Annotated in this window: 6 protein-coding genes; 5 read left to right on the top strand and 1 reads right to left on the bottom strand. The window is 60.7% G+C overall.

All coding sequences use genetic code 11. The annotated features are described in order from the left end of the window. Nucleotides 1-61: 61 nt before the first annotated feature. Entirely contained in the window at nucleotides 62-10054 is a 9993-nt protein-coding gene (locus N3J91_12130) for a PA14 domain-containing protein (GenBank protein ID MCX8157173.1), read from the bottom strand. Nucleotides 10055-10411: 357 nt separating this feature from the next. Between N3J91_12130 and N3J91_12125 the strand changes: the two genes are divergently transcribed. From N3J91_12125 to N3J91_12105, 5 genes are read left to right on the top strand one after another with little or no spacing between them, the layout of a single operon-like run. Then, nucleotides 10412-11317 carry a DUF4197 domain-containing protein gene (locus N3J91_12125; GenBank protein MCX8157172.1) on the top strand — a complete coding sequence of 302 codons (906 nt, stop codon included), beginning with the start codon at nucleotides 10412-10414 and terminating at the stop codon, nucleotides 11315-11317. Further along, nucleotides 11314-12327 (top strand): stage II sporulation protein M, encoded by a 1014-nt coding sequence (locus N3J91_12120; GenBank protein ID MCX8157171.1) that lies wholly within the window; start codon nucleotides 11314-11316, stop codon nucleotides 12325-12327. The genes N3J91_12125 and N3J91_12120 overlap by 4 nt, the downstream gene beginning before the upstream one ends. Continuing rightward, nucleotides 12324-13115 (top strand): RDD family protein, encoded by a 792-nt coding sequence (locus tag N3J91_12115; GenBank protein MCX8157170.1) that lies wholly within the window; start codon nucleotides 12324-12326, stop codon nucleotides 13113-13115. Before N3J91_12120 ends, N3J91_12115 begins: the two co-directional genes overlap by 4 nt. Next, nucleotides 13112-14305, top strand: coding sequence for an N-acetylglucosamine-6-phosphate deacetylase (locus tag N3J91_12110; protein ID MCX8157169.1), 1194 nt, complete (start codon nucleotides 13112-13114; stop codon nucleotides 14303-14305). Before N3J91_12115 ends, N3J91_12110 begins: the two co-directional genes overlap by 4 nt. Beyond that, nucleotides 14302-15039, top strand: coding sequence for a glycosyltransferase family protein (locus N3J91_12105; protein MCX8157168.1), 738 nt, complete (start codon nucleotides 14302-14304; stop codon nucleotides 15037-15039). Before N3J91_12110 ends, N3J91_12105 begins: the two co-directional genes overlap by 4 nt. The last annotated feature ends 34 nt before the right edge of the window (nucleotides 15040-15073 follow it).

Genomic DNA, 15073 nt, shown 5'->3' with positions numbered 1-15073 from the left:
CCGCCCGAAAAAGAAAAAACGGCGGACGGTTTCCCGTCCGCCGTTTTCTGAAGTGCAACCGTTACGGATTAATTCGCAACGTGAAGGTTTGCGGGTCACTGGTGTTGACCCCGCCGTTGAGCGTACCGCCGCTGTCCACCGCCGTGATGGTCAGCGTAACCGTCAGCGAGGCGCTGGTCGGTTTGGTGCGGATAACCAGCCCGCCCGTCAGCGGATTGATGGTGGGGGCTGAGACAAACGGCGTAGCGTCACTCACCTGCACCCGGAACTGCTGGAACCTCTGCGGCGCCAGCGGAGCCGGAGGATTCACCTCGTTATCCGGACCCAGCAGCGGCGTGGAGGCGGCAATGTCCACCACCACATTCGTGCTCCAGTGCCCGGCCGTGCTGTTGATGTCCAGACTCGTCCGCGTCAGCACGAAGTTGGGCTTGTCATTCACCGGCTGAACAATCAGGCCCACCGTACGCGAGGATGTATTGGTGCCGTCACTCAGAACCACGGTCAACAGCGTGCGCCCGTAGGCGTCCGGCGCCGGCGTGACCGTCAACTGCACCTCGTACAGGTTGGTCCCGGGCACCAGCGACTTGGTGTAGCTCCAATGCGCCGGATTGGCCGGATTCACCAGCGCGGTGTTGGTGGACAACAGGCTCACCGTGAGACTGTTGATGTCGCTGTCGAGGTCCCGCACATTAAACGTCCAGGTCACGCTCTCATCCTCCAGAATGGTGCGGGCATTGAGCGCCAGCGGATTCACAAACACCGGCGCATCGTTCACATTGGTGATGCGGATGATGAACACCTGCGTCACCGTCGTATCCTGCTCGCCGTAAGGCCGCAAATCAGGATTGTTGGTCTTCACCCGGCCACTGTCCTTGGCCCACAACTCCACCAGCGTCTCACCGAAGACGTTGTTTGTCGGCGTGAAGAACAGGGTCAGGTTGGTGGTGGCAATCCGCGGCAGGCCGGCCTTGCCCTTGAACAGCGTCGGATCCGCCGGCTTGAAGAAGTAGCTCAAAAGCTGCTTCTCCTCACCCCACGGCCCGGCCCAAGCATAGGTGATGAAGTTGGTCCACTTCACCGGGATGTCTTCCGGCACCTCCACCGTGCCCATGTTGCCCACCGCCGTCTGAATAACCGGACGATCATTCACCGGCAGGATATTGATGCTCAGGGTCGCCAACTTCGAGGTCTTGACCCCGTCAGACACATAGTACTTGATGAGGTCGCGCCCGAAGCGGTTGGTGAGCGGCGTGTATTTCAACACTGGATTGGTGGTGAGATTGAGGTAGCCCAGCGCGTTGCTCGGATCGAGCACGCCATTGGTCGGCCACACCGTGATGTAGTAATCCAGCGGGCCGTAGCTGCCGCCCAACACAATGTTGGTCGGCACATCCTCGATGAACACCAGCTTCTGGTTGTATGCCTTCGGCGCCCAGTTGTTCAGCAGGATGGACAGATTTGCCGTGCCCCAGTTGGCCACCGCCAGGTCTGGCAGTTTGTCGGCGTTGTAATCGCCAGCCGCCAGGGACACCGGCATGTCCTCCACGTCGCTGATCATACCCGGATCACCCCAGTAGAAGTTCAGCACCGGCAGGGTATTGGTCACGCTCTTGAGACCGTTGCCATGCATCACCAGCACCGCATCGGCGCCCATCAAAGCGATGGCCACATCCACCTGCTTGTCGTTGTTGTAGTCGCCAAAGGCCAGGTCACGCGGCTGGAAGCCCGCAGCCATCCCCACCCCAAAGCTGCCCGCCGGGGCAAAGCGCATGTCATTGCGCACCTTCGGGTTGGAGGCGTTGGTCCAGACGGTGATGTCGTCCGAATTCATGTTGGCCACCAAGATGTCCGGCAGCTTGTCGAGGTTGATGTCCACCACGCCCACGGCCACCGGCATGTCACCCACCGGCAGGTTGGTCACCACCGCCAGAGAAGTCCCCACCAGCGTGACAATGCTGACATTGTCATCACCGGCGTTGGCCACCACCAAGTCAGGCTTGTCCAGCGCCGTCGGCGTGCCCAGCAGGCCCGCGGCAATCGCGCTCGGCGAGCGGCCCACTTCCACGATGTTGGTGGAATCAAAGACCGGCGCATACACCATCCGCTGGTGGAAGAAGACTTCCACCGTCCCCGGGTTGCTGCCGTTGCCCGCATCCACCACTGCCAGATCCACGAACAGATCCTTGTTCAGGTCAGCAGCAATGAACGCCACCGGATTATTGCCGCTCAGCGGGATGTTGGTCACCAGCGTCAGGGCCGTGGCCAGATCGTTCACCCCGTTATTCTGCCAGATCTGCACCACGCGGTCGCCCGCACACAACACCGCCAAATCCGGACGGCGGTCGTAGTTGAAGTCGCCCAGCGTCAGCGCAATCGGGTTGTTGCCCACCACCAGGTCAAACCGGTTGGTGAAGTCACCCTTGCCGTTGCCCTTCAGCAGGGCCACCACGTTGCTGGCCGGGATGGCCACCGCCAGATCCAGCTTGTTGTCCTTCACAAAGTCCGCCGTCACCACCGCGCGCGGCGGCGCGCCCATGGCCACCGGCAGGTTGTTGGTGAAGGCGTACGGACGGGTCGCCGGATCCTCCACAATCGTCACCGGCACATTCATCGTGAACACATCAGAAGCCACCCCGTTCAGAATCGCCCGGTAAGTGAAACTGTCCATACCGTTAAAGTTCGGATCAGGGATGTAGATGAACTGGTTGCCCTGCCAGATCACCTGACCATGCGCCGGCCCGGACACAATCTCATAGGTGGCTCCAGCCCGGTAGCCCGGTATGTTGATTGCACCCATGGAGTCCTCATCCACCGCGGGCGCAGTCGCCACCAGCGGCGCCGAGACCACCAACTTGATCTGGAAGTCGCGATACGTGGCGATCGTGTAATCGCTGTTGTTCACGGCCGAGGAGGCCAGACCCACATTGAGCAGGCTCGGCAGGTTGTCCGTGTACTGTCCGTTGGCCACCCACGTGTTGCCGTCCAGGCTATGGAAGGCATAGAAGTTGCCGTTGGAGCGCACCAGCTTCACCCACACATTCGGATATGGCAACGGCGGCACACCCGTGCGCCCACCCGTCGGGTACGTGCGCAGCGCTTCCGTTGAGCCGCCGCCAAACCCATCGCGGTACGTCATCTGGATGGCGTTCTCACCACGAGCCAGGCCGGTATCATACGCCGGCGTCGCCAGAATGGCGCGCTGACGTTCGTGTGCCGCCAAGCCCGGCCGCGCCATCAGGCCGGCCTTGCTCCAGTTGGCAGCATTGCGAAGGCCAAGGATGCGCACCGTGGCCTCAAAGTCGCCTACGACTTCACGATAGGTGAAGTTCATGGCGTCATAGCTGCCCCAAATGTCCGAGCCAGCCACCCACGCCTGGATGGTGTTTTCATCAGCCATGGCGTTCCAACCGTAAGTCCCCGGCCAGTTGGCATTGGGGTTGTTGGCATCACCCGCCACCATCTCACTGGAGTTGGCATGCATTAACCCGCGTGGGGTCACCAAGACCGCCGTCGGCGACATGAAATTGCCGTTCAGGTCAGCCAGACCACTCACCAACACCTGGAAGGGTCCGTTGATGGGCGCAGTCAAGTTCAGTACCAGCACATTGGATTCGCCGCGGTTCACCACAGCGCTGGCCACCGAGACAAAGGTGGGCTGCTCCAGCAACTCCACTTCCCCGATTTGCATCGAGTTGGCCGCGGCAGCGTTGGCCACATTCGGGAACGTTACCTTGTAATAAGCGTATGCCGTATTGTTGGGTATCGGCACCAACTGCGACCAGCCGCGGGATTGGAATGGCGCCAACGGGGAGTTGGTAATTACCGTCCACGTGAATCCGTCGTTCGAGCCTTCCAGGATGAAGTCCACCGGATCACGCTCCGGCGCGTCGTTGGCCGACGTGAAGCGAATCGCCTGCACCACTTTAGCCCCGGCACCAAGTTGCACCGTAAAGCCGGTGTTCAGCTTGCCGAAGTTCAGATACTTCGTCCGCAGCAAGCCATCCACGGCCAGCCCCGGATGCTCATTGCCCGGCCACGTCCCCCAGAAGCCGGTCACCACATCACCCGGCCCTGTCACCGGACGCATGCCCACCGGCGAACCCGGATTAATGATCTGGATTTGCGACAAGTTGGTCAGCGAGCCGATGGCCACCGCGTCATTAAACACCAAGCCCACCACCTTGCCGTTGAGGCTGTGCCCGCGAACCAATCCCAGCGGAGTGGTCTCCGTCGGCGTCACCGTAATCACCGCCGTCTGCGACACCTGAGCGCCATCCGAGCGCACAATCAAGCACCGATATTGCGCGCCGTTGTCCAGGTAGTTTAACACCGGCGTGGTATAGGTGGCATTGCGGGCGCCCGGGATGTTCACTCCGTTGCGCTGCCACTGATACAGCGTGTAGAACGGCGAACCGCCACTGACCGCCACCGACAACGTCACGGTTGCTCCGATGTTGGTGGTCACGCTCTGCGGCTGGGTCGTGATGGTGATCGCCGGATTGATGAATCCATACTGGTACACCATGGTGCGCGGGATGCGCACCGCCGCCCCGCCACCCAGGTTATTAACAGTATATCCCACCTCCAGGTAGTCACCGCCACCGCCTTCCTTGACCATGGCTTCCCAGTAATAAGGGAATCCCGCGATGAGGAACTTCACCGCCTGATCATTCGGCAGGGAGTTGGCCCCGTCATTCCAACCGTCGTTGCAGCAGGCGCGGAAGGCCACAAACTGACGGCTGGCGTAATCAATGGTGGTGCCCAAAAACATCCCCGCGTCATCGTCGTTGCGCAGCCAGAATTTGTAGTTCCCCGTGGTTGGCGGCACAAACACACCCGACATCAAGGCCCCGTAATTATCCAGGTTGGGACGATAATTGGCATCGCCCAAGATGGTGCGGAAGGCGGGGTTGTTCGGGAAGTTCACGTTGTTCGTCAACGCCGACAACGTAGTCCCGCCAAAGCCGTCATACCGGCGCAGGTAGATGCCATCGGCATACACCGCGTTCGTGTACGTGACGACGTTCGGACTGAGGGCATTGAGATTTTCGCTGTCGTCCCGGACGTTGTTCATCGTCAGGGTATAGACCTGCCCCGGATTTTGCGGGGTGGTGGTGATGACCGCCGTCAACGCGTCCGGCATCAAGGTTGCCCCGAGCACCGGCACCACATTGTTCATACTGTCGGTCAGGGTGTAAGTACCCGTAGCCACAGAGGCGGCATTCATGCGCTCGCTGAAGCGCAACATGATCTGCTGATAGTTCTGCGAACCGCTCACGTAAGTTACGAAGGGCGGTACAGTATCAGCCAACACCGTCACCGTCGCCACCGCACTGGTCGCAGTGGTCCCATCCACAAAGGTGGCAATGCATCGGTACTGGGCCCCCTGATCCGTGGACGGCCGCATGGCCTTGGTGTAGGAGGCGTTGGTGGCCCCTGCCAGGCTCTGCCACACCCCTCCGTTGAGCCGCTGCCACTGGTAGGTGGCCGGTTGCGCATAAGGATGCACCGCCGCCACCAGCGTGCCCGGATAGCTGTCCGGCACAGAGATGTTGGCCGGTTGCAAATCAAAGTACTTGTAATCAGGCACCAATGCCCAGGCAATCCACCCATTGGTGAAATTACCCTGGTTGTCCGTGTCGCGGAACATCCCCGGCGCCGTCTGGAAGCTGGCATTGTTGCGGAAGGCCAGGCTCAGATAGTCTCCGCCACCGCCTTCCTGCATCAACACCTCGAAGTAATACGGCACTCCGCCCACCAAGGGCACCGGCCCGCTCCAGTTGCCCGGTTCATTGCAGGCGGCGCATCCGCCCTCCAACCGGATGACCGTGGCAATGTTGGCCGGATTAACTGGGTTGACCGGACTCAGGCTCATCATCAACCAGGCCGAGTCATCCGCTTCCGCCCGGAAGTTATACACTGCCGTTTCCGGCGGGATGAAATAGCCAATCATCCGAATGCTGTAATAATCCCCATAATTCTTCGGCGAATTGGCCACCGATAGCATCGTCACCGAATCCGGGAAATAAGGGAACTTCACGTTATTGGTGATAATCGGGAAGCTGTTGGCAGCACTCGAGTTACCCGTGAAGACTTGCCGTTGTACAAAGCCCGGCCGTGAATACCAGCCCCGGAATGTAACCGTGGTGGTATTAATCAGGTTAAATCCCTGATCATAAACGCTTTCCACGCGCAGCGAATACTCCTGATTCGCATTGAGGGTCACTCCGCTGAACGTCAGGATGAAGCCGGTGGTGTCTCCCAAATCCACCACCTCCACCGGGTTGTAACTATTCGCCCCATCAATCAACGTGTAAGCGCTGGTGCTGTCCCACCCATAGGGCACCATCTCCGAGAAGCGCACAAACACCTTGTTGGGCAACGGCGTGGCACTCACCGTTTCCACTGTCGGCGCCACGGTGTCCACCAGCACTGTCAAGGTGGCCACCGAGCTGACTCTCTGCGCCATGTTGCCGCCCGGATTATAGACCAGGCAGCGGTACTGGGTGCCACTGTCAGCCACCGTCAGCACCGGCGTTTGATACGTGGAAGAGGTGGCCCCTGGAATCATGAGCCATTGCCCGCCACGGCGCACCTGCCACTGGTAACCCACCTGATTGGGATTGCTGCCCTGGGCCACGCAGGTAAAGGTAGCCCGCGCGTTCTCGTAACCCGTGGTGTTCTGCGGCTGGGTCGTGATGGTGACCGTTGTAGCCCCGGCAGTCACCGGGAACAAGCCCCACCCAATCATGCCAGGGCTGCCATTGCCCGGTTGCGACCCCTCGGGGGCCATCGCCACCGCAATGTGGTCCCCGCCGCCGCCTTCCTTCATAATCGCCTCGGCATAGTAAAGTTTGCCCCCCTCAAGCGTTATGGCCTCGGAGCGGGCGCTCGGATAGGTGCCGCCACCGCGGGCGGTTGTCCACACATCATAAGCCCGGTAGTCTGTCCAACCATACAGGCTCGCGCGCATCGTTTTGTTGGCCGGATTGTCATCCGAGCTTAAGTAAAACTCGGAATCATCATCGCTGGCCATGTAGAAACGATAGTTGCCGTTGGTGGGCGGAATGATGAAGGCCGACAACCGGCGCCCATAGTTATCCATCCCTTCATCGGGCACATCAAAACCAGCCCGGTATCCCACGGTGTCTGGCTGATTATTGATGTACTTGCTGTTGTTCTTCAAATCATTGATCCCACTGCCCCCAATCCCGGTGAAGGCTTCATCTTTCACCTTGCCGGGGATCAGCATGAAGCTGGTGAATGTCGCCGTGGAGTTGGGCGCAATGGCCCCGCTCAACGGCGAGAAGTCGTCCACGTTATTGACCGTCAGCGTGTACTGGGTCGCAATATCCTGCGGGGAGGTGTCCAAAATCACCACCGAACCATCACCCGTCCGGGTCGCGCTTAGGACCGTAATCCCACCGCTAATGGCGTAGTTGGCCAGGTTCTCCGCCGAGGTCGGCTCCACCGGCTCGCTGAAAGTCACGCGTACCTTGCGGTAACCTTGGTACGCTTCCGCCGACACTAACACGGGCGCGATAGTATCCTCCTGCACGGTCAGCGTCGCCACCGCGCTGATTACCTGCGCCAGCGATCCTCCCACATTCACGGCCAAGCACCGGTACTGCTTTCCATTGTCAGCCATTGACAGCACCGGCGTCTGATAAGTGGCCGCATTCGCTCCTGGGATGTTGGTCCACGCTCCCATTCCACCACTTTGCCATTGATAGACAATCGGCCCGGCAGGATTGGCGCCGGTCACCCCAAAGGTGAACGTTACCCGCAGGCCGGCATACTGGGTGGCACTTTGTGGTTGCTGGTTGATCGTCAACGTCGTCGGCCCGCCCGGTTGGGCGCCATAAACCACTTCCGCCCCTTGGATTGGCCCGGTCGGCGTCACATCTCCCGTGCTATACCCCACGGACACGTGCCCGCCTCCCGTGCCGTCACGGAACATCACTTCCGCGGCATAAGCCATGCCACGATACAACTGCACCGGGGCGGAACGGGCACTGGGATAAGGCCCGCTGCCTTGCGCCGTCTGCCACACCCCATACGCGCGATACCAGCACCAGCCGTACAGGTTGGCGATCATGGTCTTGTTGGCCGGATTGTCATCCGGACTCAGATACACTTCCGCATCATCGTCGCTGGCCAGGTAGAAACGATAGTTGCCGGAACTGGCCGGCACAATCCAGCCGGTGATGATCGCCTGGAAGTAATCCAGTCCGTCGTCCGGGTAGTCAAAATACGGCACGAAATTGGCGGCAGCCGGTGGATTGGCCGCGGCATACGTTCTCAAGTCCGACAGGCTCCGATCGCCAAGGTAACGCTTGCTCAGCACATAACCCGGAACGGATATGGGCGTGCTGAAATTGAGCGTTGTCTGGCTCATGTCCGCAATATTGCGCACCGTCACCGTGTACGAACTCACCGGATCCTGCATGCTGGTGTACAACAGCACGTTGGTGCCGTTCGGCATCATGGTGGCCTCAATGACCGTCACCCCGTTGTTGACCGTGTAATTGGCCGGGTTTTGCGCATTGGCCAAGTCACCCGCCACCGATTGATTGAAGGAAACCACAATGCCCCGCAAACCCACATTAGCACGGGCCCCAATGGCCTGCATCTGCCCCACCGACCGCGTGAAGATCGGGCTGCGCAAATCATCATAGCTCATGTTGGAGAACATGTTGTTGCCATCATTGTCCTCCAAATCAATGCCCACCGTCGGGTCGAATTCGACGAAGTAAGGATGCCCAATCGCGAGGTTGTAGTTCACATAGTTGAGAATCACCCGCGTCCGATTGTTGACCAATGAAACCGTCGTAAAGGCGGCAGGGGCATTGCCCGGAGCGCCAATCACGGCCACCTGATTGGGCGGAGCATTGGAGAAAAGGTAGCAATATTGCGGAATCAACGCCACCGCATCATTCACTTTCTGGCTGTTGGCCAGGGGACGGTTGAAATCAATGAACAGCACCCCGTACCCAGGGTTGGACACGGCCGCAATGCGCGGACCCTTGGTGGCCCGGACCTCTGCATTCGCACTGGTGGCCACCGTGCCATTGTAGGTATTGCTCACCACACAAGTCAGAACGTTGGTCGAATCAGCCGCTCCCGGCGCCGTAAAGGTGTAAGCTGTATTGGTTGCCCCCGGAATATTCACGCCGTTTAACTTCCATTGGTATTGCAAATAGACGGGCCATCCCATGGCCACGGCCCGCAACGTCACGCTGCTCCCCGGCGTAATCACACTTACCGGCGCCGGCTGCACCGTGAACATCACCGGCTCAGCGGGATTATCGTAAATCTGCGTCGTGGCCGTCGCGTTCCCCGTCTCACCCGCGCACCCGTGGCGGCTGCCCGCAATGCCGACGTAAATCGTGGACGGGAAGGGATCATTGTCCACCCCACCCACCGTGCTGGGCCAGTTGTAGGTGTCCTGCGTCTGCGGTCCCACCCAATCCACACCATTGCTGCTGGCGTAGCCGCGGAACACGCTGCCCACCCGTTGCAAGCGCACCCATTGATAGGTCGGATGATTCCCATCGCCCGGCACAATGCGATCCTCATGTTGACCGCCATTGCCGGCCTCCCCCGCCCGCCATGTGCGGTACATCAGCGAGAGGTCGCCCACCCCAACGCTTTGGCCGCAGTTGCTCGCCGGATTGCCATCGTTGCCTACTATCTGCCCCGACGGCGTGGCCTTGGAGAACACCATCTTGCTGCTCACATCCAATGAAGGCCGCGCCATGATGCCCGCCTTGGGCCAGCGCGCGGTCACCTCCATGGAAGCCACGCGGATTTTGATGTCAAAATCCCCCGTGACTTGCAGGTAGAGATAGGTGAAATCGTCGCGCATATCCCAAATGTCATTGCCCCCCGCGTATAGAGTGATGTGGTTGGGGGCATTGCTCACCACGGAGCCTACCGGGTTGTCTCCAACATGGTACAGGGTAAATGGTACCACTGCCACCTGAGCCGAGGCTGACCAGGCGGTTAATACCGCGGCAGCCGCCAACGTTTTGAGGGTTCGGGAGTACGACATAGGGTTTCCTTGATGGGGGAGCTTTGTTTTGACCAACGTAAAATCCTGACCTGCAGACACCATGACACCAACACTTTTCCTGGCAAAAAATTTCGCCAACATACGGTGATTTTGGGTTGTTGTTAGGTTACTGGCGCCTACGATTAGCGTATTAGCCGTTGCAGCGCAAGACTTTTTTTCAAAAAATTTTCGCGTTCGTCACCCGCTCCACCCGCTGGCGCTGCAACGCCAGCAACAGGCCTTGCCCCCCTTCATGCTCCACCCGGTCTGCCTGCTCCGGAAAAGCGGCACAAGGCACTTTTTGCGACAGCGGCAAAAGGATTGTCTCGCCTCGCCCGACCGCGTAGAATGAGCGCCATGATGGCCATGAAAACGTTGTTCTCCATGTGCAGCCTCGCACTCCTGGCTGCTGCCGGCATCATGCCGGCCACCACGGTGGCTCAAACCCCACCCGCCGTGCTGGACGTCAAGCCGGCTTTCATGCTCGTCACCACCAATCTGGAAATCAGAACCAACATCGTCATCGTCACCAATTACGTCGTGGTGACCAATCTCACGCGCATCACCAACTACTATAATGCTGCCGGCCAGTTGCTGACCCCGATTACCCCGCCCGCTGCTGCCCCAGCACTGCCCGCGCCGCCTCCCGCCAAACCGGCCACACCCGACCCGGCCCAGCTTCTGGCCATCCAACTGCAAGCCGTGCGTGATTTGTTGTTTCAGGGCATAACCGCCGCCTCCAATGCCCTGGCCAAACCGGGGGCCTTCACCAGCAACGCCGCCCACCAAATCGCCATCCCCACCGGCGTCACCGTCTTTGACCGGAAACGTGGCGAGGTCCTCTTGCAGGCCATGAACCAGACCGCCGAGCGCGCCGTGCCGGAGGCCGCCCAGCTTCTTCGCCAGCTTGCCGGCCAGGTGAATCACACCAACCCGGTCGAAATCATTCGGGGCGAGCCGGAGGCCGCCACCCGTCTCCTGCTCAGCGTGCAAGGGGAAGCCCTGGCCACCGGGCTGCTCCAAATCGTAGAGCGCCATGGACGGGAAACCAAGCTGCCGGAAGCCTACGCCAACGCCATGCTGCGCGGCGGCGGGCTGCTGGGAGCGGTGCTCGGGACGCAACCCCAGGGAAATATCGAAAGCCACGTGGCGCAGGGGCTTTTGCGCGCTTTCGCCGACTACTTGGCTCGCGAAGAGAAAAATGTGCGGACCAACACCGCAGCCCGGCTTACCCCGGCCTTGCGCCAGGCTTTTACACCATGATCATTGACCTCCAGCGCTTCTTGGAGGCCGAGCAGCCCTGCTGGCGCGAACTGGAAGAGCGCCTCCAACGGCTGGAACGCACCGAACCGGAATCCATCAGTCTCCTGGATTTGCAGCGGCTGCACTATCTATACGAGCGCACCTCCGCCGACCTGGTACGGCTCCGCACCTACGCCGCCGAGCCGGAAATCAGAAATTATCTGGAAAATCTGGTGGCGCGCGCCTACGCGGAAATCCATGAATCCCGCGGCCGCAGCCGGGGCTGGCGGTTTTGGCCCTGGTTGACGCAAACCTTTCCTCAAACCTTCCGGCAACGCTGGCAGGCCTTTCAACTGGCGGCGCTGATCACCCTGGCCGGCGTGGTTTTTGGCGGATTGGCCACCCTCTTGGACCCGCAATCCCGCTTCGTCACCATGCCGTTTGGACATGATCAATGGCGGCCCAGTGAGCGCGTTGCGCACGAAGAATCCGGCACCGCGGAAACCCCCGCCGGACAGCACATGACCTTTTCCTCCCATCTCATTGCCAACAACACCAAAGTGTCCTTGCTCACCCTGGCCCTGGGCATGACCTATGGCGTGGGTACGGTGGTGCTTCTCTTTTACAACGGCGTGGTGCTGGGTGCGATCACCACGGACTACTGCCTGGATGGTCAGACGACCTTCCTCCTGGCCTGGCTGCTGCCCCATGGCTCAATTGAAATTCCAGCCATTTTAATTGCCGGCCAGGCCGGGCTGGTGCTGGCCGGAGCCCTTGTGGGACGAGGAAACCGGGAGCGGCTGGCGCAGCGGGTACGGGCTGTTGGGCCGCAAGTACTTACGCTGGCTGGCGGAGTCCTCTTGATGCTCGTTTGGGCGGGGTTGGTCGAATCTTTTTTCAGCCAGTATCACCAGCCCCATTTTCCCTACGCGCTCAAGATTGCCTTTGGGGCCGTCCAACTGGCCCTCTTGATCCTCTTTCTGGCCCGAGGCGGACGGAAAGCCGCAACGGCTGTAAAACCCCAAGCATGAACGGTATTGCTGCCAGCAACCAGCTTTGGATTAAAACCCCTGAAGGCGTGACCTTCGGCCTGCCGCTGGCCAGTCCCCTGCCCCGGATGGTGGCCTGGTTGCTGGACGCCTTGGTCATTTTCGCCCTCACGCTAAGCTTGCTCAAAATATTCGGCCTCATTGGCCTCCTCGCACCCGACCTGGGCCATGCCATGCGAATCTTGGGCTGGCTGGGGGTCTCCACTGGCTACGGCATGGCCTTGGAATGGTTCTGGCGGGGGCAGACCCTCGGCAAAAAAGTGCTGCGCCTGCGCGTGGTGGACGCCCAGGGGTTGCGCCTGCAGTTTTACCAGGTTTTTCTGCGCAACGTCCTGCGGGCGGTGGATGCCCTGCCTCTCCTTTACCTCCTGGGTGGCGTGGTCTGCATGCTCTCTCCGCGCTATCAGCGCCTGGGCGACATGGCGGCCGGCACGGTGGTCATTCGCACCCCCCAATTCACCGCGCCGGACCTGGAGCAAATCCGCACCGGCAAGTTCAATTCGCTGCGGCGCTATCCCCATTTGCTGGCCCGGTTGCGCCAGAAAACCACCCCCGCTGAAGCCGCTCTGGCCTTGCAGGCCGTCCTGCGCCGTGAGGCGTTCACCCCTGAAAAACGCGTGGAATTGTTTCATGCCTTGGCCGAGCACTTCAGCCAGAAAGTGGCCTTCCCTCCCGAGGCCTGCGAAGGATTAAGCGACGAACAATTCATCCGCAACATCGTGGAAGCCCTTTACCGAGCGGAAGCCAAGTCCGAGTCCACTACCGCATGAACACGAGGCCATGGATAAAAAACCGGGGCGCGGTCATGGCCCGGCATTACCGCCGGGGCACCTGCTGGCGGCTGGCGTGGGAAAACGGCCTGCTCACGGAAAGCGAGTGCGTCAAATGTGGGGGTGACCCGGATTTGTTTATTGCCCCCGCCCTGTTTGACCCGCAAATCAACGGTTATGCCGGCGTGGATTTCCAGCAGGACAACCTCACAGCCGAGGCGCTCCTCGAAGCCGCCCGTCGCCTGCGCCGCGATGGATGCGCCCGATTCCTGCTCACTTTAATCACCGACTCCTGGCCCGCTTTGACCCGCCGCCTGCGGCATTTGGCCGCCGTCCGCCGTGAACATCCCGAACTGCAGGCGGCCCTGGCCGGCTGGCACATTGAGGGACCATTTCTTTCAGAAAAACCGGGGTTTTGCGGGGCACATGCCCCGGACTTGATGCTGGACCCCACCCCGGAATTGCTGGCCGAGTTGCGCCGCCTCACGGCCCCCGATCCCTTGGTCATCACCCTGGCCCCGGAGCGCGCCGGCAGCCTGACGGCCATCCGCAAGGCCGCAGTCATGGGCATTCGCATCAGCCTGGGACATACCGATGCCGACACCACCTTGATTGAAACCGCCCTGGCCGCCGGCGCCGTGGGCTTTACCCACCTGGCCAATGGCTGCCCCCGGCTGTTGGACCGGCACGACAACATCCTTTGGAGAGTGCTGGGCGGCTCCCTGGCCCGGCCAGCCGTCACCAGCCCCCCACGGTTTATTGGGTTGATCGCCGACGGAATTCATGTCAGCCCCGACTTATTCCGGCTCCTGCATCAATGGCTTCCCCAAGAGCGCATCTATTACACCACCGACGCCATGGCCGCTGCCGCCAGCCCTCCGGGCAAATACACCTTGGGCAAACTGGAAGTCGAAGTAGGGCCGGAAGGGGTGGTGCGTTTGCCGGGCACCCCTTATTTTGCCGGCTCCGCCCTGCGGCCCATCCAGGCGGTGCAACGGGCCGCCCGTATTTTGCAGCGACCTTGGGCAGAAGTGTGGGCTCATGCTGCTGCCATCCCCGCCGCGTTCGCCGGTGTGCCCAATTCCCTGCAACCCGGACAACCCGCCAATTTTTGTCTGGTGCGTCCTGCGATGGAAGGAATCCCGCAAATTGAACGCACCTACTTTCACGGTCAACCGACCCCGCCATGAAAACCGTGGCCATCATTCAAGCGCGCATGGGCAGCACGCGCCTGCCCGGCAAAGTGCTTCGCCCGCTGTGCGGCAAACCCGTCCTGGCGCACGTCTTGCAGCGGGTCCGGCTTTGCCGGCGACTGGATGACGTCTGGGTAGCCACCTCCACCCACTCGGCCGATGACGCCATCGCTCAGGCCTGCCGGGGATGGGACACACCTTGCTTTCGCGGCAGCGAGGAGGATGTCCTCGCCCGTTTTTATGAGGCCGCAAAGGCCGCGCGAGCCGACACGGTGGTACGCATCACCGCGGACTGTCCGTTGTTTGATGGGCATTTGTTGGAGGACATGCTCAAGGTGTTTGCGGAGCTTAACACGCCGGCCACCACCGTGGATTACCTAAGCAATGTTCTCGAACGTCGCTATCCCCGCGGCCTGGATGCGGAAATCTTCACCTGTGCCGCGTTGCAAAGGGCTTACCTCGAAGCCCGGTTGCCGCGTGAACGGGAGCATGTTACCCCTTACCTGTATGGCCATCCAGAAATCTTTCGCCTCCACTCGTATCGCGCCCCGCAGGACTGGTCGCATTACCGGTGGACGCTTGACACCCCGGAGGATTGGGCCTTGATCGAGGCCATTTATCAAGCGCTTTACCGTCCCGAAACCCCCTTTACCACCCCCCAGGTGCTCGAATTACTTGCCGCCCACCCCGAGCTGGCCCAACTCAACGCCTCCGTGCGGCAAAAAGAGTGAGCACCAGATCGGCTGGCCCTCTCAGATAAACCAG

This window comes from Verrucomicrobiia bacterium (assembly GCA_026414565.1).
GTDB lineage: Bacteria > Verrucomicrobiota > Verrucomicrobiia > Limisphaerales > Fontisphaeraceae > Fontisphaera.
Note: the sequence above shows the minus strand (reverse complement) of the source record. Positions and strands in the feature narration are given on the sequence as shown.